The sequence below is a fragment of the Streptomyces sclerotialus genome (assembly GCF_040907265.1).
In the GTDB taxonomy this organism is placed as follows: Bacteria; Actinomycetota; Actinomycetes; order Streptomycetales; family Streptomycetaceae; genus Streptomyces; species Streptomyces sclerotialus.
In genome coordinates, this window is the sequence record NZ_JBFOHP010000002.1 from 1,585,731 (window position 1) to 1,610,032 (window position 24,302).

A 24,302-nucleotide genomic window follows, 5' to 3' on the forward strand; every position below is an offset into this window, starting at 1 on the left:
TACTGGTATGTAAAGTGCTTCCATGGACACGCCTCAGCGCATAGCAGGGACTCGTTCCGCGGCCCTTCGTACCGTCACGGGCGACCTGCCCCCGACGGCCCTCCACGGCCGGTGCGACGCCCACGACCACCTCTTCCTCACCAGCCCGCAACTGCCCGGCCAGGAGCTGGCCGACCCTGCCGCCGCTGCCGCCGAACTGCGGGCCTTCAGGGAGGCGGGTGGCGGCACAGTGGTGCAGTGGACGCCGTACGGGATGGGGCGCCGCGCGGCCGAACTGGTACGCCTCTCCCGGGAGTCGGGCGTACGGATCGTCGCGGCCACCGGACTGCACCAGGCGGCGCACTACGCACCCGAGGTCATCGCACGGGTCGGCGGCGACCTGGCGGGGCTCTTCGTCGCCGAGCTCACCGAGGGCATCGGCGGTCCCGGAGGACCGCGGGCCGGTCTCGTGAAAGTGGCCGGCGGCTTCCACGGCCTGGACGCGCACGCCCGGCGCACCCTGTCCGCTGCGGCCGAGGCGCACCACGCCACAGGGGCCGCCATCGGCGTGCACCTGGAGCTCGGCACAGGGGCGCTCGACGTGCTCGACCTGTTGTGCGGCGCGGCGGGGGTACCGCCGCGGCGCGTGGTCCTCGGGCACCTCAACCGCTCCCCGGATACGGCCGTTCACCGCGCGGCCGCCGGGGCGGGGGCCTACCTCGCCTTCGACGGTCCGTCACGCACGCACCACGCGACGGACTGGCGGCTCCCGGAGACGCTGGCGGAGCTGGTCGACGCCGGGTTCGGCGACCGGATCCTGCTGGGCGGCGACACGACCACGGCAGCGGCCCGTTCGGTCGACGGCGGGCCGGGCATGCCGTACGTCGTGGACGGGCTGCGGCGCCGCCTCGTACTCACCCTGGAGGAAGCAGCCGTCGAGCGCATGCTGACGGCCAACCCGGCGCGTGCGTTCGCCACGGAGTGGCGGGCCTGAGGCGCCGGCGGCGGGAGGTCAGCCGGACGGTTCGGCACCGAGGACGATCAGCGGGTCGTCCAGCACCGGCTGCCAGGCCAGTTCCGCCGCGCCGACCAGCCCGTTGTGGTCCAGGGTGCACGGCAGGATGGGCACACCGCCGCTGCGCCCCCAGAGGCTGCGGTCCGCCACCACGGCGCGCAGCCGCTCCGGGTCGGCCTCCAGGAGCGCCCGGTGCAGTCCGCCCAGGATGATGCGGTCGGGGTTGAGGATGTTGACCAGCCCGGCGATGCCCAGGCCGAGCCGGTCGATCAGCAGTTCCCCCGCGGCCCTCACGGCGGGGTCCGCGTACTCCTCGCGCAGCATGTCGGTCGCCTGCTTGAGCAGCGAGCCCTCCGGCCCGGGCGTGCGGCCGGCGGCGCCGAGGAAGGCGAGCGGGTCCGCCTCGACGTCCAGGCAGCCACGGCTGCCGCAGTGACAGGGCGCGCCCTCGGGGTTGACGGTGAGGTGACCGACCTCCAGGGCCAGGCCCGAACTGCCGCTGTGCAGCCGCCCGTCCAGGACCAGCGCGCCGCCGACGCCACGGTGGCCGGACGCCACGCAGAGCAGGTCGCGGGCGCCGCGGCCGGCGCCGTGGCGGTGTTCGGCGAGCGCCGTGAGGTTGACATCGTTGCCGCTGAAGCCCACGTCCTGGGTGACGCCGGGGACGCCGGCGTCCGCCAGCGCCTGGAGGAACAGCTGCCGTACGGGGGCGCCGGCGGGCCAGGCGAGGTGCAGCGGGTTGAGCGCTTCGCCGTCCGGCTCGGCGACCGCCGACGGCACGGCGAGGCCCGCGCCCAGGCAGCGCCGCCCGCTGTCGCGCAGCAGGCCGGAACCGGCCTGCACGGCCTCGGACAGGATGTGGGCGGGGTCGGCGGGGACCGTGCCGCAGCCGGACGTGGTGGCCACGATCCGGCCGCCGAGGCCCACCAGCGCCACCCGGTAACCGTCCGCGTGGATCTGGACGGCCAGGACGACCGGTCCCCGCTCCGCGATGAACAGCCGGTGCGAGGGGCGTCCCTGGGTGCCCGCCGCGGCGGTCGGGTGCGCGTCGACGGTGATGAGGCCGAGCGCCTCGAGCTCGGCGGCCACCGCACCGGCCGTCGCGCGTGTCACGCCGAGTTCGGAGGTCAGTACGGCACGCGTGGGCGCGCGTCCGGTGTGTACGAGCTCCAGCGCGGGTCCGAGCGCGCCGCGGCCCCGCTCCAGCCTGGTCGTCCGAGTGTGGGTCACGCCGTCCATTCTGACTTTGTATCCGCCTTGAACAAAACACGGCCCGCCGCCTCACGGAAATCGCCCCGTCGCGCACCGCACACCGAGACGCTACCTCCCGTCCGCCGCGCGTACGGACGCACGCCGTCGGCGGCGCGCACCGGCGCCCGGCGCACACGCGGCCGGAACCACGCACTGACAGCCGCAGGCGCCGCCTCGATACTTGAGTACGGACACCGTCGCGTGAGTACCTACACGGATGTCCGTCCCGCCCGGAGCACGTACGACTGGACCCGTACTGCTGCATCGGCACCTGGACCGCCCCTGGGGGGACACATGAACGCGACAGCCCGCCTCCACGACCCCGCGACGACCGGCCCGAACGCGCACCTGGCCGCCTGGCTGCGCGACGCGGGACGGCTGACCTTCGGCAATCCCGTATCGCGCGGCTATCTGGCCGTGTTCGCCGCGGCGGTGGTCTTCGCCGTCGTCGACTCGCTCTTCGTCGGCCACCCGGACGCCTCCATGTCCGGAGTCTGGGCCGCGCTGGTCACCTCCCCGACCCTCTTCCCGCTGTGGTTCGCGGGGGACGCGCTGTGGCCCGACGCGGGCGCGCCCGCCTGGTACACGGTCACCACCCTCGGCGTCGCGGCACTGCTCAACGCGCTGCTGCTCGGCCTGGTCCACCGCGGTCTGCGCGGCCGGCCCACCGCGCCGCGGGCCGTTGTCAGTGGCGGCTGGCACACTCAACGGCATGGAGATCACTGATTACGTCGAAACCCTCCGCGGGGACGGCCAGTTGCTCGCGGACGCCGCCGACCGGGCCGGCCCCGACGCCTCGGTCCCGGCCTGCCCCGACTGGCAGGTCCGCGACCTGCTCACGCACATCGGCCGCGTCCACCGCTGGGCGACGGGGTACGTCACGGGCGCGACGGAGGGACGTACGCGTCCGCCCGAGGCGCCCGACCTGGACGGCTCGAAGCTGGTCGAGTGGGTGCGCGAAGGACACGGCGCGCTGGTCGCGGCGCTGGCCGCCGCGCCCGCCGACCTGTCCTGCTGGACCTTCCTCTCCGCCCCGTCGCCACTGGCGTTCTGGGCGCGCCGGCAGGCCCATGAGACCGCGATGCACCGCATCGACGCCGAGGCGGCCCTCGGCGCGGGCTTCTCGCCGATCGCCCCCGAGTTCGCCGCCGACGGCATCGACGAGCTGCTGACCGGCTTCCTCGCCCGGGACCGTGGCCGCGGACGCACGACGTCCGCCAAGGAGTTGTACATACGCACCACGGACGCGCCCGGCGCCGACGGCACGGGCAACGCCGCCTGGCGCGTACGGCTTTCGGACGGGCCGCCGCGTACGGAGCGGGTGACGGCGACCGGAGCGGACGACGGCGTGCCCGGCCGCGCGGCCGTTGCCGGTGGCCCGGCGCCGGACTGCGTGCTCGAAGGCCCGGCGGCGGATCTCTACGCGATGCTGTGGAACCGCCTGCCGTGGCAGAGTTCGGCGGCCGTGAAGGTGACGTCCGGCGACGGCTCCCTCCCTCGGCTCTGGCAGGAGCTCTTCGCCGTCTGACCGCCCCGGCACGTGCCCGGACGCCCGCCGCCCCGGACGGCTCGCCGTCGTCAGCCCGCGAAGGCCGGCTGCTCGATCCCCCGGCCCGCGCCGGGGACGACGAGCACCGAGCCTTCCAGCGGGTGGCGCGGCGTGTCCTCCTGCGCCGTGGTGATGTAGAGATCGGTGAGGCCGCTGCCGCCGAAGGCGCAGGCCGTCGGGCGGCGTACGGGCAGTTCGACCGTGCGGTCGAGAGTGCCGTCGGGCGTGTAGCGGCGTACCTGCCCGCCCTCCCACAGCGCCACCCAGACACCGCCGTCCGCGTCCACGCACATCCCGTCCGGGAAGCCCGCGCCCTCCTCGATCTCCACGAAGGGACGCCGGTTCCGTACGAACTCCCCGGCCGGGCCGTCCTCTTCCCCGCCACCCGCGTCGAAGACGTCGATCCGCCGGGTCGGGCTGTCGATGTAGTACATCAGCCGGCCGTCCGGGCTCCAGTCGATGCCGTTGCTGACCGCGACCTCCGGCAGCACCCGCTGCTCGCTGCCGTCCGGGGCGATCCGCGTCAGCGTGCCGCCGCCCTGCGCCTCGTCGTACCGCATCGTCCCGGCCCACAGCGCGCCGTCGGGGGCCACTGCCGCGTCGTTGCCGCGCCGCCCCGGCACGGCCTCGTGCGCCAGCCAGGAGAAGGCCCCGTCGGCGTCGTAGCGGCCCACGCCGTCCCGCAGGTTGACGACCAAACCACCGCCCGCGCGCGGCTTCGCGGCGCCCACGTGCTGTTCGGTGACCATGACGGTGCGGCGGCCGGTCGCGGGGTCGAAGGTGTGCACCCGGCAGGTGAGGATGTCGACCCAGATCAGCCGCGCCCGCGCGGAGTCCCACGTGGGCCCCTCGCCCAGCCGTGCACCCGACCGTACGGCAACGTCCCAAGGCCTCATGACCGCTCGCCTTCCTCCGGCACCGGTTCCTCCGGCGCGCGTAACCGCGGCACGAGGCGTGCGCCACTGCCGTGCATGCGCTGGTTCCGGCCGGTCACCGGCCGGTCGCGCTCACCCTATGAGCGGCCGGAGGGGAGCGGCAATCCCGTGCGCATGACAGACTCTCACCGTGTCTCCGACCCGCTCACAGGCCCAACGGGACGCCGTCACCGTCGAGATCGCCTTCGCCGTGGTGACCGGTGCGCTCGCGGGCGGCCTCGCCTTCCTGCTCTGCGCCGCGCCTGTCCTCTGGGGCGTGGTGCCCGTCTCCTGGCGCGGCTCCTGGCTCATGGCGGCCGCCGTGCTCGGTGGCGCGGTCTGCGCCGTCCGGGTGGTGCGCGTCCTGTGGCGGTGGCGTCAGCCCAGCCGGCCGGGGCGTACGGGTCCCGACTCGTAGCCGGGCACCACCAGTTGTGCCCGGCCCCGGGCGCCCAGCTCCACCATCGTGCGGCTGACGTGCGTCGTGGCGATCCGCAGCCGCTCCTCGCCGGTCCGGCGCCGCTCCGCCGCGGCGCGCTCGGCCCGCCCGTGGACGAGCTGTTCGCGGCGGACACGGCCCGGTTCGGACGCGGCGGCGGTCGCCACCGCCCATGCGGTGACGACCAGCTCCTGCCCGCAGGGCGCGGCGCCGTCGGTGCCCGGCGGCAGCCACCGGTACAGCCAGTGCGCGACGAGGAGGTGCCCGGCTCGGACCGGCGCCACCGCGCTCCAGGCGGCGACGCGCCGCCCCGCGACGACGGCGGCGAAGCAGCCGACCGCCACGAGCAGGAGGACCGGACCGTACGGACAGCCGTCGGCGAGGTGGAGCGTGGCCGCGACCGCCGTGCCGAATGCGACGGTGCGCGGGAAGCGGTGCCGTACCGGCGACAGGCCCGGTCGAGCCACCCGAACCGGTCGAACCACCGGAACCGCCCGAGTCGCCCGAGTCGCCCGAGCCGGCCACCGAACCACCCGAACCGCCCGAGCGCCCTCGCCCGCTCAGCCCTCGACGCTCAACCCCTCAGCGCTCAACCCCTCGGTCCGCGCCCCTCACCGATCCAGTGCCGACAGCGCCCGGTGGGCCAATGGGTGGGTGCGGACGATTTCGGCGAGGGTGGTGGTGCCTCGCGTGATCTTCGTGAAGGCGTTCCACGCGGGGCGGAAGCCGGTGATCGCCGCGTGCAGCATGCCGGGGCGGCGCGAGAAGACCCCGAGCATCCGGCGGCCCACGCTCATCTCGACACCCAGCCCGGCCTTGATGGCGAAGGCGTAGTTGAGCGCCTGGCGCCGCGCGTCGACCGCGTCGTGCGCCTCGGCGACCCGCACCGCCCACTCCCCCGCAAGCCGGCCCGACCGCAGCGCGAAGGAGATGCCTTCCCGCGTCCACGGCTCCAGCAGCCCGGCCGCGTCACCGCAGACCAGCACGCGCCCCCGCGACAGCGGCGAGTCCTCGGCACGGCACCGCGTCAGGTGCCCGGACGAGATCGAGGGCTCGAAGCCCGCGAGCCCCAGCCGCCCGATGAACTCCTCCAGGTACCGCTTGGTGGCCGCGCCCTCGCCGCGCGCGGAGATCACGCCGACGGTCAGCGTGTCGCCCTTGGGGAAGACCCACCCGTAGCTGCCCGGGATCGGCCCCCAGTCGATGAGCACCCGCCCCGCCCAGTCCTCGGCGACCGTCGGCGGCACCGGGATCTCCGCCTCCAGCCCCAGGTCCACCTGGTCGAGCTTGACGCCGACGTGGGCCCCTATCCGGCTCGCGCTGCCGTCCGCGCCGATCACCGCACGCGCGAGCACCGTCTCGCCGCCGCTCAGCACGACCGCGACGGTACGCCGGTCCGGGACGGCGCTGCCGTGCTGCTCGACCCGGCTGACCGTGACGCCCGTACGCAGCTCCGCGCCCGCCTTCTGGGCGGCCTCGACGAGCTGGGCGTCGAACTCGGGGCGGTTGATGAGGCCGAAGAGCATCTGCCGGGAGCGACGGGTACGCGTCAGCTTGCCGTTCAGGGAGAACGTCACCGCGTGCACCCGGTCCTGCAGGGGCAGCTCGAAGCCGGGCGGGAGCGCGTCACGCGAGGGGCCGATGATGCCTCCTCCGCAGGTCTTGTAACGGGGAAGTTCGGCCTTCTCCAGGATGAGTACGCGGCGTCCCGTACAGGCCGCGGCGTACGCCGCCGAGGCGCCCGCCGGCCCCGCGCCGACCACCACCACGTCCCACACCGTACGGCCGTCCCGGTCTGCGCTCTCGCTGCTCACCTGTGCTGCTACTCCCGATCGATCCCTGGCACGAATTCCTGGCACGAATCCCTGGCACGAATTTCTGGCCGCGTACTGGCGCTCCGTTGCGCGTACCGCCCGCACGCCGCGCGTACCGCCGCGCCCTTGCGCGTACCGCCCGCACCTCGCGCGTACCGCCCGCATCCTACGGCTCGCTGATCGCGGAGGTGCCTGTGGGAAGATCGGAGGCACCATCCCCTACGTACGGACGCGTAACGTACGGACGCACGGAGACGTTCCGTGCGGACGCTCGCGGACGGCACCGTGCCGCTCCGGACGCCCTGGCTCCACCCTCCGGCCACGGCCCGGGCGGGCCGCGCGGACACCGTCCACCAGGACAACGTCGCGCCCAGAAGGAGCGTTCCATGCCTGACAGCCCGCTCGCCACCACCGTCGCCGCGCTGCAGTCCCGCGCCAGGGCCGAACTGACCGAGCTGGTGGCCTTCAGGTCGGTCGCCGACCCCGAGCAGTTCCCGAAGAGCGAGTGCGAGGCGGCGGCCCGGTGGATAACGGGTGCGCTGCGGGCCGAGGGCTTCGAGGACGTGGCGGTACTGGAGACGCCGGACGGCACCGAGTCCGTGTACGGCTTCCTGCCCGGCCCGGCCGGCGCCCCCACCGTTCTGCTGTACGCGCACTACGACGTGCAGCCGCCGCTGGACGAGAGCGCCTGGCTGAGCCCGCCGTTCGAGCTGACCGAGCGCGACGGCCGCTGGTACGGCCGCGGCACCGCCGACTGCAAGGGCGGGCTGATCATGCACCTGACGGCGCTGCGCGCGCTCAAGGAGCACGGCGGCGTACCGGTCAATGTGAAGGTGATCGTCGAGGGCTCGGAGGAGCAGGGCACCGGCGGACTGGAGCGGTACGCCGAGGCCCATCCCGACCTGCTCACCGCCGATGCCATCGTGATCGGCGACACCGGCAACTTCCGCGTCGGCCTGCCGACCGTCACCGCGTCGCTGCGCGGCATGGCGATGCTCCGCGTGCAGGTGGACACGCTGGCGGGCAACCTGCACTCGGGGCAGTTCGGCGGTGCCGCGCCCGACGCGCTCGCCGCGCTGATCCGCATCCTGGACTCGCTCCGCGCCGAGGACGGTTCGACGACGGTAGACGGGCTGACGGCGGACGGCACGTGGGACGGCCTGCAGTACGACGAGGACGAGTTCCGCAACGACGCCAAGGTGCTGGACGGCGTGGAGCTGATCGGTTCCGGCAGTGTCGCGGACCGCATCTGGGCCCGGCCGGCCGTCACCGTCATCGGCATCGACTGCCCGCCGGTCGTCGGCGCCACCCCGTCCGTACAGGCGAGCGCGCGGGCGCAGATCAGCCTGCGGGTGCCGCCGGGCCAGGACGCGGCCGAGGCCGCCAAGCTGCTGACCGCGCACCTGGAGTCGGCCGCGCCGTGGGGGGCCCGCGTGACGGTGGAGCAGGTCGGCCAGGGCCAGCCGTTCAGCGCTGACCTGACCAGTCCGGCGTACGAGTCGATGGCGGCGGCGCTGCGTGAGGCGTACGACGGCACGGAGATGCAGTCGGCCGGCATGGGCGGCTCCATCCCGCTGTGCAACACGCTCGGCGCGCTGTACCCGGAGGCGGAGATCCTGCTGATCGGGCTCAGCGAGCCGGAGGCACAGATCCACGCGGTGAACGAGAGCGTGTCCCCGGAGGAACTGGAGCGGCTGTCGCTGGCGGAGGCCCTGTTCCTGCAGAAGTACGCGGGGAGCAAGGCGGGCGCGTAGCGGTACCGGGCACCGCGGGGTGGGGCGGGTTCGCCTCACCCCGAGTGCCGTCGGGTGAGCACCGCTCCTCACCCCACCGGAACGCCCGCCTCCAGGTTCAGCGTCCGGCCCTGTGCGCGGGCGCGCAGGGCCCACCGGAGGCGGTTCCAGCGCACCGGCGGCAGCATCGACTCCGCCTCGTCCTCCGTGACGAACCGCCAGTCGCGCAGCTCCGAACCCGGCAGCAGCAGATCCCGTATCTGCTCCTGGGGCAGCCGCCCGCCGTCGAACAGGAGCCGCAGCCCGCCGAATCCGGGCGGCACCGGCGCCTCCCAGTCCAGCACCAGCAGACGCGGCATCGTGGGGAGCCGGATGCCCAGCTCCTCGGCCACTTCCCGTACCCCGGCCCGGGCCGGCGGCTCGCCCGCTTCCACGACCCCGCCGGGAAACTCCCAGCCGGGTTTGTACGTCGGGTCCACCAGCAGTACCCGGTCCTCCTCGTCGAAGAGCAGTACGCCGGCGGCCAGGGTCTCGGCGGTCGGTTCGGGCGTCTGCACGATGTCGCAGGCGCCGCCGCCGTTCCGCACCGCCTCGGCGATGCGCTCGGCGGTCTGCCGCGGCCCGATCGCTGAGGTGTCGATGACGTGCGCGTCTCCGCGGAGCCAGCCCAGCGCCTGCTGGTAGGGCTCCAGGTGCTCGAGGCTCCAGGCACGGGTACGGACGGCCGCGGCGAGGTCCGGGACGGCCGCACGGGGGCCCTCCCCCGGCAGCCCGGCACCGGACGCCCCGTCCGGCCCGCCGGGCCCCTCCGGTCTGTTCGCGCCGCCGGGCCCGCTCCCGCTCGGGCCGTTCCGTTCGGTCCCTGCCGCCTCCCGGGCAGCGATCCGCTCCCGGAGGATCGTTTCCTCCGCGTGCAGCAGGACATGGCGTACCGGGATACGGCGCGAGGCGAGGCCACCGAAGATCTCGTCGCGGTACTCCTGCCGCAACAGCGTCATCGGCGTGATCAGCGGACCCGGTACCTCCGTGAGCAGCGCGGCGGCCGCGTCGACGACGAGTCGGCGCCAGGACGGCAGGTCCTGGTAGTCGTCGACGTCATCCAGCCGCTTGGCCGGGAGCATCTCCTTCAGCCCGTGCCCGACCAGCTCGGGGTCGTAGAGCGTGCTCCCGGGGAGCAGGTCCAAGAGTTCCTGTGCCGCGGTGGTCTTGCCCGCACCGAACGCGCCGTTCAGCCAGACGATCACGGTTCCCCCTCATCCCTAGACCCCTGTGAGTTGCCCGCAACACCCTGCCACGGAAACGCGCCACGGACGGCGGCTACGGCGCGGTCGTCCCGGCGCCGTCAACCGCTCGCGACCGCGGTCACCGCCTGGTACCGGCGTCCCGCCCCGGCCCGGCCCACGGCGCAAACCCGCCCATTGCCTCCCATCCCGCCAAGCCGGATCGTTCCGGCTCCCGCCATCTCCCCACCGTCCCTCCTGCGTGCCCCCGCTCCCCGTCCCCGGTGTGCTCATACGTGTGCCAAAGTCAGCCCCCACCGGGGCCACACCCCGGCCGAGGCAGCCTCCCGACAGCAGCGACCCCGCGCCCGATGCAGGACGAGAGGAACCAGTGCGATGGACCCGAAAGCCTTTCGCCTCGGGTATGCGGCCCAGCTCGGCGAGGCCGCCGTGGACGGCCGGCCGGCGACGGCCACCGACCTCGGTCCGCCGGAGGCGGACGCCGGCGACGACCTTCCGGCGCTGGTCCGGAAGGCCCGCCGGGCCGGCAGCGGCACCACCGTCCGCCGCGCATTCATCGACAAGACAGCGGACGGTTTCACCGGCGCCCGCAACACGCCCCGCTCTCAGGGGCGTGCGGCGCGGGAGGTCACGCGTTCCACGGCAGGGGACATGCCCGTGGGTTTGAAGATGCCCTTGTAGGCGCTGATGGCGGAGACGGAGGCGAGGAGAATGCTGGTGATGATGTCCTGGCCTGCGAAGTCGCCGGCGAAGTAGGCCGTGCCGAGGCCGACGAGGACGGAGACGGCCACCTGTACGGCGGCGCGGGCGGTGCTGCTCCAGTGGGGCTGGTTGATGACGGAGATCAGGAGGGGGGAGGCGAATCCGACGATCAGGGCCCACATTTGCGCGTTCGTCATGGGGGCAGCGTCGGGGCGGGCGGGGGAAGCGGCAAGAGGGCCGGGCGTGCGCTGTGGAGCGGGGGCCGGGCGAGTCAGCAGGTGGGCAGGCCCGGTACCGGCCGGTCGTTGTCGCCGCCCTTGAGGTAGACGAGGCTGACGTAGACCCCGGTGTTGCCGCTGTCGTCGTCGGTTCTGGCCCACCAGACGTTGGTCCACCGGCCGTAGGTCTCGCGGCGGTCCAGGTCGGCCTGGCAGTAGAAGTAGTTGGTGCCGGCTTCCAGCGTGCCGACCCGTTCGAAGTCCTCCGTGTAGGAGTCGGCGGCGCGCCAGACCTCGCAGTGGTACTTGCCGCCCGCGGCGGAGGTGCAGGAAGGGGCGGCGGACGCGGACGACGAGGGGGACGAGGGGGACGACGGCGGCCGGGAAGGGGCCGTGGACGAGGCCGGCGGCGAGGCTTCAGCGTCCGGGACCGCGGCGTCCGGGACTTCGGCATCCGGGGTCACGGCCGGAGTGCTGGACGCGTGCGCGGTGGGGGTGCGGGTGCTGCGCTCCCCCTGGCCGAGCAGTGCGTACGCCACGCCACTCGCCATCAGCGTCACAGCGGCCACCGCGGCGACGAGCCGCACCCGCCGGCGGTCGCGGCCGCCCACCGGGCCCGGAGGGGGAAGAGGGGCGGGGACCGGGCCCGGGTCCGGCGGGGGGCCGAAACCCGGCGGCGGGGCGCTCCCGGCCGCCCGTACGTCGCGTTCGGTCGGTGAGCGGAACGCGCCCGCGACGGCCGGGGCGCGCCCTTCCGCCACCGCCCGCAGCATGTCGCGGGCCTGCCCGGCCGACGGACGCGCGGCCGGGTCCTTGGTCATCAGGGCGAGCAGCACCGGCGCCAGGGGGCCGGCGCGCCGCGGTTCGGGGAGGGGTTCGGAGACGATCGCGGTGAGCGTCGACCACACCGACGTACGGCGGAAGGGGGCGGCGCCCTCCACCGCCGCGTACAGCGTCATGCCCAGGGACCAGATGTCGGAGGCGGGCCCCGGGGCCTGGCCCTGGGCACGTTCGGGCGGCAGGTAGTCGAGCGAGCCGACGAGTTCACCGCTTCGGGTGAGGTGGGTACGCGCGCCGTCGTCCGGGGCCTGGATGCTGGCGATGCCGAAGTCAGTGATCACGACGCGGCCGTCGGGGCCGAGCAGGACGTTGCCGGGCTTGACGTCCCGGTGCAGTACGCCGGCCCGGTGCGCCGCGTCGAGCGCGTCCAGCACCTGGGCGCCGATGCCGGCGGTCTCCCGCGGGTCCAGCGGGCCCCGCCGCTCCATCACGTCGTCCAGGGAGGGGCCGTCGACGAGTTCCATGACGATGACGGGCCGGCCGGACTCGTCGATCACGTCATGGACGGTGATCACACCGGCGTGCCGGATACGGGCGGCGGCGCGCGCCTCGCGTTGCATACGGGTGCGCAGGTCGGCCAGTTCGGCGGCGGAGGCGTCGGTGAAGGCGCGCAGCACCTTGACCGCGACCTCGCGGCCCAGCACCTCGTCGACCGCTCGGCAGACCACGCCCATGCCGCCGCGGCCGAGCGTGCCGGTGACGCGGTACCGGCCGGCCAGCAGCCGCCCGGTCGGATCCGTGCCGGAGCTCCCGCCCCGGCGGTGCTCCCCGGTCTCCGCACCGCGCCCGGAAGGGTCGCCACGGCCCGATGGCTCGTGCTCTCCCGGTGACCCGTACTCCCCCGTAGACACCTGTCCGTTCCCCTCGTCCCGCGCGAGCGTGGTGGCGGGAGACAGACTAGGGGGCGCAGCGGCGCACGAGGCGGCACACCGTCACGGCGCGGGAGCCCCCGGACGACGGTCCGCCGTCGCCTCCCGGGCCCCGGCCGCCCTCACGCCGAGGACCCCGCCAGCATGTCCGCCCGGTACTGCTGGGCGGCGGCCGCGGCGCCCACGACGCCGGCGTCGGTGCCCATCTGGGCCGGTACGACGGTGATGTCGCGGGCGAAGGAGAGGGTGGCGTACTCGCGCAGGGTGCGGCGGAGCGGGGTGAAGAGGATGTCGCCGGCGCCTGCGACTCCGCCGCCGATCACCGCGATCTCGATCTCGACCAAGGTGGCGGTGGCGGCTATGCCTGCCGCCAAGGCCTGGGCCGCGCGCGCGAAGGAGCGGAGCGCCACGGCGTTCCCGGCGCGCGCTGACGCGGCGACCGCGGCCGCGGTGGCGTCGCCGTCCGGGCCGGGCCGCCAGCCTTCCGCGAGGGCGCGGCGGGCGATGTTCGGGCCGCTGGCGATGCGTTCGACGCAGCCGCGTCCGCCGCAGGGACACGGGTCGCCGTCGAGGTCGACGCTGATGTGACCGATGTGGCCGGCGTTACCGGTGGGTCCCGGGTGCGGGCGGCCGTTCAGGACGAGGCCGCCGCCGACGCCGGTGGAGACGACCATGCACAGGGCGTTGCGGTGGCCGCGTGCCGCACCCTGCCAGTGCTCGGCCGCCGTCATGGCGACGCCGTCGCCGACCAGGACGACGGGGAGGCCGCCGGTCCGCTCGCGTACGCCCGCGACCAGCGGGAAGTCGCGCCAGCCGGGGATGTTGACCGGGCTGACGGTGCCGGCCTGGGCGTCGACGGGACCGGCGCTGCCGATGCCGACGACCGAGGTGCGGGACCACTCGGGCGCCGCGGTCAGCTCGTCGAGCACCGCGGCCACCGCGCGCATCACGGCGGCGCCGTCCTCCTGGGCGGGGGTGGGCCGGGTGGCGCGTACGAGCAGTCGGCCCCGGTCGTCCACCAGCGCCCCGGCGATCTTCGTGCCGCCGATGTCCAGAGCTGCGTTGAGGTCGGTCTGCATCGGCGTGGAATCTCCTGGTCGGCGGGCGGCCCGGGGCGGACGCCCCGGCGTGCAGACCGCAAGTCTGACCACAATTGACAACGTTGTCCAGACGGCGTTGTGCAGACGTTATGCTCTACGCCACACCGCCGCACCCGACAGAACCAGGATCACCGCACCGTGACCGACATTGCCCGGAGCACCAGCCGCTACGGCACCCGGCCCACGATGAAGGACGTCGCCGCGCGCGCCGGCGTCGGCCTCAAGACGGTCTCCCGCGTGGTGAACGGCGAGCCGGGCGTCACCCCTGACACCGAGCGGCGCGTGCAGGAGGCCATCACCGCGCTCGGCTTCCGCCGCAACGACTCGGCACGTGTGCTGCGCAAGGGCCGTACGGCCAGCATCGGACTGGTGCTGGAGGACCTCGCCGACCCGTTCTACGGGCCGCTGAACCGCGCCGTCGAGGAGGTGGCGCGCGACCACGGCGCGCTGCTGATCAACGGTTCCAGCGCCGAGGACCCGGCCCGCGAGCAGGAGCTGGTGCTCGCGCTGTGCGCCCGCCGGGTGGACGGACTGGTGATCATCCCGGCGGGCGACGACCACCGCTACCTCGAACCGGAGATAGCCGCCGGGGTCGCCACGGTCTTCGTGGACCGGCCGGCCGGGGAGATCGAAGCGGACGCGGTGCTCTCCGACAGCTTCGGGGGCGCGCGGGACGCGGTGGCCCACCTGATCGCGCACGGCCACCGCCGGATCGGCTTCATCGGCGACCAGCCGCGCATCCACACCGCCACGGAGCGGCTGCGCGGCTACCGCACGGCGATGGCGGCGGCGGGGCTGCCGGTCGACGAGGCGTGGGTGGCGCTGGGATCCACCGCGCCGGAGCGGGTACGGGAGGCGGCCGAGGCGATGCTCGCCGGTCCGGAACCGGTCACCGCGCTCTTCTCGGGCAACAACCGCGTCACCGTCACCGCCGTACGCGTCCTCGCGGGCCACCCGCGCCCGGTCGCCCTGGTCGGCTTCGACGACTTCGAGCTGGCCGATCTGATCACTCCCGGCATCACGGTCGTCGCCCAGGACGCGGCCCTGCTGGGCCGCACCGCCGCGACCCTGCTCTTCCGCCGCCTGGACGGCGCCGAGGAGCCGCCGCAGCAGCGGGTCATCCCCACCCGGCTGATCCCCCGCGGCTCGGGTGAACTCCCGCCTGCCTGACTCCTTTTCCCCTCCCCCTCCCCGGCACCGTCGCCCTACCCTCTTCACGACAGCCTCCATCCCCTCATAGACCCCAGAACACCCTGTGGAATACCCCCGGGGGTACCGCTGTTATGGTGGGTACCGATACCCCCGGGGGTAAATGAACGTGGGGTACACGTTTCTCTACACAGAGGAAAGGGGCGCTGCCGTGTTCTTCGTCGACACCCTGGAGTGCGAAGGCCTGGGCAACCGCAGCTACCTGGCCGGCGGCCGGGCGGCCGCTGTGGTGATCGACCCGCCGCGCGACATCGACCAGGTCATCGCGGCCGCCGCGCGGCGCGGGGTACGCATCGCGTACGTGGCGGAGACCCACGTGCACAACGACTACGTCACGGGCGGGCTGGAGCTGGCCCGGACGACCGGCGCGCACTACCTGGTACCGGCCGACGCCGCGGTCTCCTTCGCGCGCACACCGGTCGCCGACGGCGACACGGTGACGGTCGACGACGGCCTGGTACTGCGCGCGGTGGCGACCCCGGGACACACCCCGCACCACACCTCGTACGTACTGGAGGAGGCGGGCCGTGGCGTGACCGCGTTCACCGGCGGTTCGCTGCTGATCGGCACGGTCGGCCGGCCCGACCTCGTCGAGCCGCGGCTGACGGAGCAGTTGGCCCGGGCCCAGCACGCCTCGGCGCACCGGCTCGCCGCCGAGCTGGACGACGAGGTGGCGGTGCTGCCGACCCACGGCTTCGGCAGCTTCTGCTCCTCCGCCCAGGCCGAGGGGGACGCCACCACGATCGGCGCCGAGCGGCGGACCAACGCCGCGCTGACCACGGACGTGGACACCTTCGTCGCGGAGCTGCTGGCCGGCCTGGAGGACGTACCGGCGTACTACGCGCACATGGGACCGGCCAACGCGGCGGGCCCTGCGCCGGTGGACCTCACGCCGCCGCGGCCCGCCGACGCCGAGGAGCTCGCGCGGCGGCTGGCGGCCGGTGAGTGGGTGGTGGACCTGCGCAACCGGGTCGCGTTCGCCGCCGGACACCTCGCCGGCTCGTTCAACTTCGAGGGCGAGGGCAAACTGGCGACGTACCTCGCCTGGCTGATCCCCTGGGGCAAGCCGGTCACGCTGCTGGCCGAAACGCCCGAGCAGGTCGCCGCCGCGCAGCGGGAGCTGGCGCGGGTGGGCATCGACCGTCCGGCGGCAGCGGCCACCGGGTCCCCGGAGAGCTGGCTGCGCGACGGCGACGAGCTCCGCTCCTTCCCGCGGGCCACCTTCGCCGATCTCGCGGCCGTTCCCGAGAAGGAGCGGCAGGACCTGGTCGTGCTGGACGTCCGGCGCGACTCCGAGCGTGCCGGAGCGTACATCGAGGGCTCCGTGCACGTCCCGATCCACGAACTGCACGGCCGGACGGGAGAGATACCGGCGGGAGTCGTGTGGGTGCACTGCGCGGGCGGTATGCGCGCGGCGATCGCGGCGTCCCTGCTGGACGCGGCGGGGCGGGACGTCGTCGCCGTCGACGACGCCTTCGACGCCGCCGCAGCGGCCGGTCTCCCGCTGGCACGCCCCGGGGCAGCCGGCCGGGAGCGGCAGGGAAGCGATGACCGCACCGTATGAGCGCGTTGATCCTGGCCCTGGCCGCCGGGGCCGTGGTCGGCCTGGCGCTGGGTGCGCTGGGCGGCGGGGGCAGTGTGCTCGCCGTCCCCGCGCTGATCTACCTCCTCGGCTTCACCCCGGCCGCCGCGACCACCGCGAGCCTGCTGATCGTCACGGCCACCTCGCTGACCGCGCTGTACGCGCACGCCCGTACGGGCAATGTGCGGTGGCGGGCCGGTGCGCTGTTCGCGGCCGCCGGGCTGGTGCCGGCGGCGCTGGCGGGCCTGGCCGCGGCCCGGCTGCCGCACTGGGTACTGACCCTCGCGTTCGCCGCCGTGGCGGCACTGGCAGCCGTCCGTATGCTGCGCCGTACCCGGCCGGACGCCGAGGAGCGGCAGCCGCCCACGGTACGTCCCGTCCGGGCCGCGGCCGGCGGCGCCGGACTGGGCGCGCTGACCGGGCTGCTGGGGGTCGGCGGCGGCTTCCTGGCCGTCCCCGCCCTGGTCACCGTGCTGGCCTTCGAGATGCGGGCCGCGGTCGGCACCAGCCTGCTGGTCATCTCGGCCAACTCACTGGCTTCGCTGGCCACGCGCGGCACGACCATGGGCGGCCTCGACTGGGCCGTCATCGCGCCCTTCACGGCGGCTGCGATCCTGGGCGCATGGGACGGCAAACGCCTGGCGGCCAGGGCGTCCGGCCCCTTGCTGCAACGCGCCTTCGCGCTCGCGCTGCTGGCGGTGGCCGCGTTCATGGCCGTGGACGCGGTGACCTGACCCGACGGCCGCCCCCACGGCCCGCGCACGACCCCCACACCCACCACCGGTCCTACGGGACCCGTCGGAAACACCCACGCAGGAAAGGCGACACCCCATGACGACCACCCCCACCGCGCTCACCGCCGACGAGGCCGGTGCGCGGCTCGACGAACTGACCGTCATCGACGTACGGACGCCCGGCGAGTACGCCTCGGGGCATCTGCCCGGCGCGTACAACGTCCCGCTGGACCGTCTCGACGAGGCCGTGCCCGCGCTGCGGAGCGCCGCGACGCGGGCCGGCCTGCTCATGGTCTGCGCCTCCGGCAACCGGTCGGCGCAGGCCTGCGCCGCCCTCGCCGAGCGGGACGTACCGGCCGCCACCCTGGCCGGCGGGACCGACGGCTGGGTGCGGAGCGGCCGGGAGGTGCGGCACCCCGCGGGCGCGCGCACCGCCTGGGCCATGGAACGGCAGGTCCGACTGGCCGCCGGCGGGCTGGTCCTGAGCGGGCTGATCGCCGGGCGGCGGTGGCCCGCCGCCCGGCTGCTGTCGGCCGGTGTCGCCGGCGGGCTGGTCTTCTCGGCCGTCACCGACACCTGCGGCATGGCCCGGCTGCTGGCCAAGCTGCCGCACAACCGGGCACCGCGGGCCGAACTGTCCGCCACCCTGGCCGAGCTGGGCGGCTGACACCCCGTACGGGGACCGTGGTCACCCGGCCTGCGTCGGCCGTCCCGCGAGCCCGTCCAGGTCCGCGCGCGTGAGGCCGGTCAGCCGGGCGACCTCGGCGGTGTCGACCGCACCGCAGTCCAGGCCGCGCAGCAGGTAGCCGCTGAGCGCCTTCGCCGTCGCGGGCTCGTCCATCACGGCGCCGCCGGCCTTGGAGACGTACGCGGCGAGGCGGGCCGCGGCCTGCTCCAGGCCCTCGCGGTAGAAGGCGTACACGGCGGCGTACCGGGTCGGCAGGTGGGCCGGGTGCATGTCCCAGCCCTGGTAGTACGCGCGGGCCAGCGAGCGGCGTACGAGGCCGTGGTGGAGCCGCCAGGCGTCGTGGACCTGGGCGGTGCCGCCGACCGGGAGGACGTTCGTGGAACCGTCGGACAGCCGGACCCCCGTACCGGCCGCCGCGACCTGCATGACCGCCTTGGCGTGATCGGCCACCGGGTGGTCCGGCGATTGGTACGCCGCACTGACCCCGCAGGAGGCGCTGTAGTCGAAGGTGCCGTAGTGCAGCGAGGTGGCGCGGCCCTCGGCCGCCTCGATCATGCGGGCGACGGTGGCGCGGCCGTCGGCGCCGAGGATCGACTGGGTGGTCTCGATCTGGATCTCGAAGCCGATCCGGCCCGCGGCCAGGCCGTGCTGCTTCTCGAAGGCCTCCAGCAGCCGGACCATCGCCGTGACCTGCTCGGCGTAGGTGACCTTGGGGAGGGTGAGCACGAGCCCTTCGGGGAGGCCGCCGGCCTTCATGAGGCCGGTGAGGAAGATGTCCAGGGTGCGGATGCCGCGGTCGCGGACGGCGGCCTCCATGCACTTCATGCGGATGCCCATGTACGGGGCCGCGGTGCCGTCCTGGTACGCGGCGGCGATCGTCGCGGCGGCGCGGGCCGCGGCCTCGTCCTCCTCGGCGTCCGGGCGTGCGCCGTAGCCGTCCTCGAAGTCGACGCGCAGGTCCTCGACGGGCTCGCGCTCCAGCTTGGCCCGTACGCGGTCGTACACGGGCCCGGCGAGCTCGTCGGAGATGCCGAGGACGGAGGCGAGCGCGGCGGCGTCCGGCGCGTGCTCGTCCAGCGCGGTGCGCGCGGCCTCGCCCCAGGAGCGGACGGTGTCGGCGGCGAAGACGTCACCGGGGACGTAGACCGTGTGGACGGGCTGGCGGGTGCCCGGGTCGCCCGGGTAGCGCCGTGCGAGGTCCGCGTCGACCTCGGCCAGGGCGGCTCCGATCTCCTCGCGTACGGTGCTCGCAAGGCTCGTGGCCACGGGCTCCTGCTGCGGCATTCGACACCCTCCCGATAGGGGGACGTTTCCGTCCCGGATTCGCTTAAGAGTTGAGTAAGTTCCGCTTCATGGAAGAGGAACTCCGCATAGTGAAGCTATCCGTGCCGTCTGTCCAGGTCAACACCCATCTTGCCGCCGCGCACGGTGCGCACCCCTCTCACACACCCGGGCCCCGTACGCGGCATGCGTACGGGGCCCGGGTGCTGCGCCGGAGGGACCGGAAGGTCAGCCCTTGCGGGCCTTGACCTCGTCGGTCAGGGCGGGGACGACATCGAACAGGTCGCCGACGACGCCGTAGTCGACCAGGTCGAAGATCGGGGCCTCTTCGTCCTTGTTGATGGCCACGATGGTCTTCGAGGTCTGCATACCGGCACGGTGCTGGATCGCGCCGGAGATGCCCGCGGCGATGTACAGCTGCGGCGAGACCGACTTACCGGTCTGGCCGACCTGGTTGGTGTGCGGGTACCAGCCCGCGTCCACCGCGGCGCGCGAGGCGCCGACGGCCGCGCCGAGGGAGTCGGCCAGCGCCTCGATGACGGGGAAGTTCTCCGCGCCGTTGACGCCACGGCCACCGGAGACCACGATCGCGGCCTCGGTCAGGTCCGGACGGCCGGTGGACTCACGCGGCGTACGGGCCACGACCTTGGTGCCCTTGGAGGCGTCGGCCACGGTCACCGCGAGGGCCTCGACCGTACCGGCGGCCGGCGCGGCCTCCGGAGCGGCGGAGTTGGGCTTGACGGTGATGACCGGGGTGCCCTTGGAGACCCGGGACTTGGTGGTGTAGGAGGCGGCGAACACCGACTGGGTGGCCACCGGGCCCTCGTCGCCGGCCTCCAGGTCGACGGCGTCGGTGATGATGCCGGAGCCGATGCGCACCGCGAGGCGGGCGCCGATCTCCTTGCCCTCGGCGGAGGAGGGCAGCAGCACGGCGGCCGGGGAGACGGCCTCGTACGCGGCCTGGAGGGCGTCCACCTTCGGGGCGACGAGGTAGTCGGCGAACTCCGGGGCGTCCGCGGTCAGGACCTTGACCGCGCCGTGCTCGGCGAGCGCGGCGGCGGTGTCCGCCGCGCCGTTGCCGAGGGAGACGGCCACCGGGTCGCCGATGCGGCGGGCGAGGGTGAGCAGTTCGAGGGTGGGCTTGCGGACGGCGCCGTCCACGTGGTCGACGTAGACAAGGACTTCAGCCATGGGATTGCACTCCTGCGGGAAAGATGCGGCGGTTGAGGGGCGACCGAGCCGGGGCGAACCCCGGCCCCAGGGGCCTTAGATGAACTTCTGGCCCGCGAGGAACTCGGCGAGCTGCTTGGCGCCCTCGCCCTCGTCCTTGACGATCGTGCCGGCGGTGCGCGCCGGACGCTCCGTGGCGTCCTCGACCTTGGTCCAGGCGCCCTCCAGGCCGACCTCGTCCGCGTCGATGTCCAGGTCGTCCAGCTCCAGGGACTCCACCGGCTTCTTCTTGGCGGCCATGATGCCCTTGAAGGAGGGGTAACGCGCCTCACCGGACTGGTCGGTGACGGACACGACGGCCGGAAGGGAGGCCTCCAGCTGCTCGGTGGCGACGTCGCCATCCCGGCGGCCCTTGACGGTGCCGTCCTCGACGGAGACCTCGGAGAGCAGGGTGACCTGCGGGACGCCCAGGCGCTCGGCCAGCATCGCCGGCAGCACGCCCATGGTGCCGTCGGTGGAGGCCATACCGCAGACGACCAGGTCGTAGCCGGTCTTCTCGATGGCCTTGGCCAGCACCAGCGAGGTGCCCACCGCGTCGGTGCCGTGCAGGTCGTCGTCCTCGACGTGCACGCCCTTGTCGGCACCCATCGACAGCGCCTTGCGGATCGCGTCGTTGGCGTCCTCGGGACCGACGGTGAGCACCGTGATCTCCGCGTCGTCGTTCGCTTCCTTGATCTGGAGAGCCTGCTCCACGGCGTACTCGTCCAGCTCCGAGAGCAGACCGTCCACGTCGTCACGGTCGACGGTCAGGTCCTCGGCGAAGTGCCGGTCGCCGGTGGCGTCGGGCACGTACTTCACACAGACAACGATCCTCAGGCTCACGCCGGCTCTCCTACCTGCTTCGTCGCTTCACAACTGCCTTGTGCTGGCAGCATAGGCGCCTGTTGGGGCGGCTCCCGGTCGGATGCGTTTCCCCGCGCCGACCGAAATATTACTCGCCAGTACACCTATGCGTATCCCCGATATCAAGCTCGGTGAACTGTGACCTTGCCAACGGCCCCGGCCCGGCGTGTCGGGGCCGCCGGACGGGGCGTCAGTCACGTAGGGCGGTGAAGCGTCCCTGGTGGTACACCAACGGCCTGCCGTGGCCCGTCGGGTCACCGACGACGACCTCGGCCAGCACGATCCGGTGATCCCCCGCGGGCACCCGCGCCACGACCCGGCCGACCAGCCAGGCGAGCACGCCGTCGAGGACCGGCACCCCCTGGGGGCCGGTGCGCCAGGAGGTGGGCGCGGCGAAGCGGTCCGCGCCGCTGCGCGCGAAGGTGGCGGCCAGCTCCTCCTGGTCCTCGCCGAGTATGTGGACGCCGACGTACTCCGCCTCCGCGATGACGGGCCAGCTGGAGCTGCCGGTGCCCACCCCGAAGGAGACCAAGGGCGGTTCGGCGGCGACGGAGGTGAGGGAGGTGGCGGTGAAGCCGACGGGCGCCCGGCGCCCCTGCGCGGTGATCACGGCGACTCCCGCCGCGTGCTGCCGGAAGACCGAGCGCAGCAGTTCGGGAGAGGCGTGCCGGGGTGCCGCGAGGTCGGACGAGGCGGTCATGGAAGTGTCCTTCTGCTGTGGTGTACGGGCCGGAGCCGTGCTGTCGTCGCTGCTCACTCGGCCGGACAGCGCGCACTCGCGGTGCGCAGGAGGTCCACGTGGGCGCGTCCGTACAGAAGGAGATCTCGCCGCATGACGTCAGACTGACGATGCGTGCGTCATGCAGTCAAGCGCTCACCGGCAGGTGCGACGACAATCACGCAGCGTGTACACGCCACGCGACGGCCGACGTCAGGCGCCCACGGCGGCACCCAGTGCCGCGATCACGTCCGCCTTGCGGGGCTGTCCGGTGGCGCGCCGGACGACCGTACCGGCCGCGTCCAGGACCAGGACGGTCGGGGTGCGCGCGATCCGGAGCTCCCGTACGAGACCGAGGTGGGCCTCGGCGTCGATCTCGACGTGCGCCACGCCGGGCACCATCCCGGCGACGTCCTCCAAGGTGCGGCGGGTGGCCCGGCACGGCTGGCAGAAGGCGCTGGAGAACTGCACGAGCGTGGCCCGCTCCCCCAGGCCGGCACCGATCCGCTCCGCGGTCAGCCGCTCCGCCGCCTGCTCTCCTGCTGCCTGCCCTGCCACCTTCGGCCTTCCCTCGCCGCGTCGCCACGTCCTTCCGCACCAGCGTAAGCAGGCCGCCGGACATTCCCGTCCGGGGGCCGCCCGCCGTGCCGGACACTGCGGTGTCCGCGCGTACGGGGGTACGCGGGAAGGAGTCCCACCGCAGACCGACGTGACGAGGATCTCCCGCTCCGAAGCGGCGCGGCGGTAGCCCCTACGGCCGTCTTCGGGCACGATCTCCCGAAAGCCGAAAAGCTACGGCCGCGTAACTTCCCGCCGGGAGAACCCCTCCCCAGGCACACAGAAGGGGAACCCCCGACATGGCAGAGCTCGTCTATCCGCCCGTTATCGGTTTCGCCCGGACGGCGTTCAAGGCGCTCGACCTCAAGTTCGACATCGCGGGCACGGAGAACATCCCGCGGCGCGGCGGCGCCGTGCTGGTGAGCAACCACATCGGATACCTGGACTTCATCTTCTGCGGCCTGGCGGCGCGGCCCGCCAAGCGGCTGGTGCGCTTCATGGCGAAGGACTCCGTCTTCCGTCACAAGGTGTCCGGCCCTCTGATGCGCGCGATGAAGCACATACCGGTGGACCGCTCGCAGGGCGTGCACGCCTACCGCCACGCGCTGGGCGCGCTGCGCGGCGGCGAGATCATCGGGGTCTTCCCCGAGGCCACCATCTCCGAGTCCTTCACTTTGAAGACCTTCAAGTCCGGCGCGGCCCGGCTGGCCCAGGAGGCCGGCGTGCCGCTGCTCCCGATGGCACTGTGGGGCACCCAGCGGCTGTGGACCAAGGGCCACAAGCGCGACCTGGGCCGGAACCACTTCCCGATCACCATCCGGGTCGGCGAGCCGGTCGAGGCGCCCGCCGAGGAGCAGCCGGAGAAGATCACCGACCGGCTGCGCACCCGTGTGCAGGACCTGCTGGAAGCGGCCCAGCGCGCGTACCCCGTACGCCCCAAGGGGCCGGAGGACACCTGGTGGGTACCGGCCCACCTGGGCGGCACGGCACCTGCGCCGGGCGCGGCAACCTGAGGCCGGCCACCCCGGCTCCCTGAGGCGCGCGGCGCCGCTCCCGGAGGCGGTTCAGCGCCGGATCTCGCCCATCTGGATGCGCGCGCCCGGGGAGAACTTCTCCAGCGTCTCCGCGAGCTCGGCGCCCGCCTCCTCCAGCGCGTCGAGCGTCATCGGGGCCATCCGTTCCAGGAGGAACAGCGCGCTGGTGGAGTCCTCGGTGAGGCGGGTGCGGACGCCCTGCCGCCAGTTCCAGCGACGGCAGGTGACGCCGGCCGCGTCCCGCCAGACGACCTCGCCGGGCTCGGGGTGCTCGACGACCCGTTCGCCGCCGGCCGCCGTCTCGAAGGGCTCGTCCCCGGTGGCGCGTACGAGGTGCATGTCGCCCTCGATGCGGTCCAGGTCCTCGCCGCCGACCGGGATGACGTGCGCGACGCTGATCGCGTTGTAGACGTCGACGAGGCGGTTGACGCGGGGCAGGTCGCCGTCGGCCGAGGCGCGCCGGGCCAGCGCCTCGGCGGAGTTGCGGGTGCGCGAGGGCTTGGCGCCGAAGGCGCTGTACGCGGCGCGCCAGGCGGCGATGTGCGGCTCGTCCTGCGGGGGCGTGCTGCCCAGACGTACGGCGAGCCGGGCCGCCGCCTCGTCCAGGAGTGCCGAACTTGCCTCGTCGCTGGGCCCGTTGACCAGGTCGTAGGCCTCGACGACGAGGTGCGCGAAGTCGGGGGCCAGGGCCCGGACGTCATCGGAGACGGTGACGGAGATGCTCATGGCAGGCATTCCAGCACGCAAGGCGACGGTTCAGC

At 73.9% G+C, this 24,302-nt stretch carries 24 protein-coding genes; 10 read left to right on the forward strand and 14 right to left on the reverse strand.

From position 1 onward, the window contains the following. The first annotated feature begins 22 nt into the window (after window positions 1–22). Window positions 23–973 carry a phosphotriesterase family protein gene (locus tag AAC944_RS07040; protein ID WP_051871520.1) on the forward strand — a complete coding sequence of 317 codons (951 nt, stop codon included), beginning with the start codon at window positions 23–25 and terminating at the stop codon, window positions 971–973. Window positions 974–991: 18 nt separating this feature from the next. Here AAC944_RS07040 and AAC944_RS07045 read toward each other — a convergent pair whose 3' ends face one another. Further along, a complete protein-coding gene (locus AAC944_RS07045) occupies window positions 992–2,224 on the reverse strand; it encodes an ROK family protein (protein WP_030610732.1) in 1,233 nt (410 codons plus the stop codon). A 315-nt stretch (window positions 2,225–2,539) separates the two neighbouring features. Here AAC944_RS07045 and AAC944_RS07050 point away from each other — a divergent pair, with 315 nt between their 5' ends. Then, window positions 2,540–2,971, forward strand: a complete 432-nt coding sequence (locus AAC944_RS07050; RefSeq protein ID WP_368396970.1) for an SCO4225 family membrane protein — start codon at window positions 2,540–2,542, stop codon at window positions 2,969–2,971. After that, window positions 2,958–3,773, forward strand: a complete 816-nt coding sequence (locus AAC944_RS07055; RefSeq protein ID WP_030610728.1) for a maleylpyruvate isomerase family mycothiol-dependent enzyme — start codon at window positions 2,958–2,960, stop codon at window positions 3,771–3,773. Before AAC944_RS07050 ends, AAC944_RS07055 begins: the two co-directional genes overlap by 14 nt. 50 nt (window positions 3,774–3,823) lie before the next feature. On the opposite strand, the gene AAC944_RS07060 is transcribed toward AAC944_RS07055, so the two are convergent. Further along, on the reverse strand, window positions 3,824–4,690 hold the full coding sequence (locus tag AAC944_RS07060; protein WP_030610726.1) for an SMP-30/gluconolactonase/LRE family protein: 867 nt from the start codon (window positions 4,688–4,690) through the stop codon (window positions 3,824–3,826). A gap of 169 nt (window positions 4,691–4,859) precedes the next feature. Here AAC944_RS07060 and AAC944_RS07065 point away from each other — a divergent pair, with 169 nt between their 5' ends. Beyond that, the gene (locus AAC944_RS07065; protein WP_030610724.1) at window positions 4,860–5,126 is read left to right on the forward strand and encodes a DUF6332 family protein; all 267 of its coding nucleotides are present in this window, start codon (window positions 4,860–4,862) and stop codon (window positions 5,124–5,126) included. Here AAC944_RS07065 and AAC944_RS07070 read toward each other — a convergent pair. Both AAC944_RS07070 and AAC944_RS07075 read right to left on the reverse strand, forming a co-directional pair. Next, window positions 5,087–5,614, reverse strand: a complete 528-nt coding sequence (locus tag AAC944_RS07070; RefSeq protein ID WP_030610722.1) for a hypothetical protein — start codon at window positions 5,612–5,614, stop codon at window positions 5,087–5,089. The genes AAC944_RS07065 and AAC944_RS07070 overlap by 40 nt on opposite strands. Before the next feature lie 144 nt (window positions 5,615–5,758). Beyond that, window positions 5,759–6,961 carry a geranylgeranyl reductase family protein gene (locus AAC944_RS07075; protein WP_030610719.1) on the reverse strand — a complete coding sequence of 401 codons (1,203 nt, stop codon included), beginning with the start codon at window positions 6,959–6,961 and terminating at the stop codon, window positions 5,759–5,761. Window positions 6,962–7,347: 386 nt separating this feature from the next. On the opposite strand from AAC944_RS07075, the gene AAC944_RS07080 reads away from it, so the two are divergent. Next, window positions 7,348–8,715 (forward strand): dipeptidase, encoded by a 1,368-nt coding sequence (locus tag AAC944_RS07080; protein ID WP_030610717.1) that lies wholly within the window; start codon window positions 7,348–7,350, stop codon window positions 8,713–8,715. 68 nt (window positions 8,716–8,783) lie between these two features. Here the strand turns inward: AAC944_RS07080 and AAC944_RS07085 are convergent, their stop codons facing one another. The 4 genes from AAC944_RS07085 to AAC944_RS07100 all read right to left on the reverse strand — a co-directional run bounded on the left by AAC944_RS07085 (window position 8,784) and on the right by AAC944_RS07100 (window position 13,643). After that, window positions 8,784–9,938, reverse strand: a complete 1,155-nt coding sequence (locus AAC944_RS07085; protein ID WP_030610716.1) for an NUDIX hydrolase — start codon at window positions 9,936–9,938, stop codon at window positions 8,784–8,786. Window positions 9,939–10,540: 602 nt separating this feature from the next. Then, window positions 10,541–10,834: a hypothetical protein gene (locus tag AAC944_RS07090; RefSeq protein WP_196942856.1), complete on the reverse strand. Its 294-nt coding sequence runs from the start codon at window positions 10,832–10,834 to the stop codon at window positions 10,541–10,543. 74 nt (window positions 10,835–10,908) lie between these two features. After that, on the reverse strand, window positions 10,909–12,417 hold the full coding sequence (locus tag AAC944_RS07095) for a serine/threonine-protein kinase (protein ID WP_030610713.1): 1,509 nt from the start codon (window positions 12,415–12,417) through the stop codon (window positions 10,909–10,911). 269 nt (window positions 12,418–12,686) lie between these two features. After that, window positions 12,687–13,643 carry an ROK family protein gene (locus AAC944_RS07100; protein WP_030610711.1) on the reverse strand — a complete coding sequence of 319 codons (957 nt, stop codon included), beginning with the start codon at window positions 13,641–13,643 and terminating at the stop codon, window positions 12,687–12,689. 159 nt (window positions 13,644–13,802) lie between these two features. Here AAC944_RS07100 and AAC944_RS07105 point away from each other — a divergent pair, with 159 nt between their 5' ends. The 4 genes from AAC944_RS07105 to AAC944_RS07120 all read left to right on the forward strand — a co-directional run bounded on the left by AAC944_RS07105 (window position 13,803) and on the right by AAC944_RS07120 (window position 17,856). Next, window positions 13,803–14,834 carry a LacI family DNA-binding transcriptional regulator gene (locus AAC944_RS07105; protein ID WP_030610709.1) on the forward strand — a complete coding sequence of 344 codons (1,032 nt, stop codon included), beginning with the start codon at window positions 13,803–13,805 and terminating at the stop codon, window positions 14,832–14,834. Window positions 14,835–15,024: 190 nt separating this feature from the next. Next, a complete protein-coding gene (locus AAC944_RS07110) occupies window positions 15,025–16,437 on the forward strand; it encodes an MBL fold metallo-hydrolase (RefSeq protein ID WP_051871519.1) in 1,413 nt (470 codons plus the stop codon). Further along, entirely contained in the window at window positions 16,434–17,189 is a 756-nt protein-coding gene (locus tag AAC944_RS07115) for a sulfite exporter TauE/SafE family protein (RefSeq protein WP_030610705.1), read from the forward strand. The genes AAC944_RS07110 and AAC944_RS07115 overlap by 4 nt, the downstream gene beginning before the upstream one ends. 97 nt (window positions 17,190–17,286) lie before the next feature. Continuing rightward, on the forward strand, window positions 17,287–17,856 hold the full coding sequence (locus AAC944_RS07120) for a rhodanese-like domain-containing protein (RefSeq protein WP_030610703.1): 570 nt from the start codon (window positions 17,287–17,289) through the stop codon (window positions 17,854–17,856). 21 nt (window positions 17,857–17,877) lie between these two features. Here the strand turns inward: AAC944_RS07120 and AAC944_RS07125 are convergent, their stop codons facing one another. The 5 genes from AAC944_RS07125 to AAC944_RS07145 all read right to left on the reverse strand — a co-directional run bounded on the left by AAC944_RS07125 (window position 17,878) and on the right by AAC944_RS07145 (window position 22,507). Next, window positions 17,878–19,161, reverse strand: coding sequence for a DUF6986 family protein (locus AAC944_RS07125; protein ID WP_030610700.1), 1,284 nt, complete (start codon window positions 19,159–19,161; stop codon window positions 17,878–17,880). A 225-nt stretch (window positions 19,162–19,386) separates the two neighbouring features. Continuing rightward, window positions 19,387–20,349: an electron transfer flavoprotein subunit alpha/FixB family protein gene (locus tag AAC944_RS07130; RefSeq protein WP_030610696.1), complete on the reverse strand. Its 963-nt coding sequence runs from the start codon at window positions 20,347–20,349 to the stop codon at window positions 19,387–19,389. A 75-nt stretch (window positions 20,350–20,424) separates the two neighbouring features. Further along, window positions 20,425–21,210 carry an electron transfer flavoprotein subunit beta/FixA family protein gene (locus AAC944_RS07135; protein WP_030610693.1) on the reverse strand — a complete coding sequence of 262 codons (786 nt, stop codon included), beginning with the start codon at window positions 21,208–21,210 and terminating at the stop codon, window positions 20,425–20,427. A 211-nt stretch (window positions 21,211–21,421) separates the two neighbouring features. Then, window positions 21,422–21,931, reverse strand: a complete 510-nt coding sequence (locus tag AAC944_RS07140) for a flavin reductase family protein (RefSeq protein ID WP_030610690.1) — start codon at window positions 21,929–21,931, stop codon at window positions 21,422–21,424. 231 nt (window positions 21,932–22,162) lie between these two features. Then, the gene (locus tag AAC944_RS07145; protein ID WP_030610687.1) at window positions 22,163–22,507 is read right to left on the reverse strand and encodes a thioredoxin family protein; all 345 of its coding nucleotides are present in this window, start codon (window positions 22,505–22,507) and stop codon (window positions 22,163–22,165) included. 299 nt (window positions 22,508–22,806) lie between these two features. On the opposite strand from AAC944_RS07145, the gene AAC944_RS07150 reads away from it, so the two are divergent. Then, entirely contained in the window at window positions 22,807–23,520 is a 714-nt protein-coding gene (locus AAC944_RS07150) for a lysophospholipid acyltransferase family protein (RefSeq protein ID WP_030610684.1), read from the forward strand. Between the two features lie 51 nt (window positions 23,521–23,571). Here AAC944_RS07150 and AAC944_RS07155 read toward each other — a convergent pair whose 3' ends face one another. Next, window positions 23,572–24,267 (reverse strand): B3/B4 domain-containing protein, encoded by a 696-nt coding sequence (locus tag AAC944_RS07155; RefSeq protein ID WP_030610681.1) that lies wholly within the window; start codon window positions 24,265–24,267, stop codon window positions 23,572–23,574. Window positions 24,268–24,302: the final 35 nt, after the last annotated feature.

What these genes read in the sequence shown, in the direction of transcription:
- AAC944_RS07055 (WP_030610728.1), top strand. Translation starts at nt 2,958, where the DNA reads ATGGAGATCACTGATTACGTCGAAACCCTCCGCGGGGACGGCCAGTTG.
- AAC944_RS07100 (WP_030610711.1), bottom strand. Translation starts at nt 13,643, where the DNA reads ATGCAGACCGACCTCAACGCAGCTCTGGACATCGGCGGCACGAAGATC.
- AAC944_RS07155 (WP_030610681.1), bottom strand. Translation starts at nt 24,267, where the DNA reads ATGAGCATCTCCGTCACCGTCTCCGATGACGTCCGGGCCCTGGCCCCC.
- AAC944_RS07125 (WP_030610700.1), bottom strand. Translation starts at nt 19,161, where the DNA reads ATGCCGCAGCAGGAGCCCGTGGCCACGAGCCTTGCGAGCACCGTACGC.
- AAC944_RS07040 (WP_051871520.1), top strand. Translation starts at nt 23, where the DNA reads ATGGACACGCCTCAGCGCATAGCAGGGACTCGTTCCGCGGCCCTTCGT.
- AAC944_RS07090 (WP_196942856.1), bottom strand. Translation starts at nt 10,834, where the DNA reads ATGACGAACGCGCAAATGTGGGCCCTGATCGTCGGATTCGCCTCCCCC.
- AAC944_RS07140 (WP_030610690.1), bottom strand. Translation starts at nt 21,931, where the DNA reads ATGACCGCCTCGTCCGACCTCGCGGCACCCCGGCACGCCTCTCCCGAA.
- AAC944_RS07050 (WP_368396970.1), top strand. Translation starts at nt 2,540, where the DNA reads ATGAACGCGACAGCCCGCCTCCACGACCCCGCGACGACCGGCCCGAAC.
- AAC944_RS07080 (WP_030610717.1), top strand. Translation starts at nt 7,348, where the DNA reads ATGCCTGACAGCCCGCTCGCCACCACCGTCGCCGCGCTGCAGTCCCGC.
- AAC944_RS07130 (WP_030610696.1), bottom strand. Translation starts at nt 20,349, where the DNA reads ATGGCTGAAGTCCTTGTCTACGTCGACCACGTGGACGGCGCCGTCCGC.
- AAC944_RS07150 (WP_030610684.1), top strand. Translation starts at nt 22,807, where the DNA reads ATGGCAGAGCTCGTCTATCCGCCCGTTATCGGTTTCGCCCGGACGGCG.
- AAC944_RS07060 (WP_030610726.1), bottom strand. Translation starts at nt 4,690, where the DNA reads ATGAGGCCTTGGGACGTTGCCGTACGGTCGGGTGCACGGCTGGGCGAG.
- AAC944_RS07120 (WP_030610703.1), top strand. Translation starts at nt 17,287, where the DNA reads ATGACGACCACCCCCACCGCGCTCACCGCCGACGAGGCCGGTGCGCGG.
- AAC944_RS07115 (WP_030610705.1), top strand. Translation starts at nt 16,434, where the DNA reads ATGAGCGCGTTGATCCTGGCCCTGGCCGCCGGGGCCGTGGTCGGCCTG.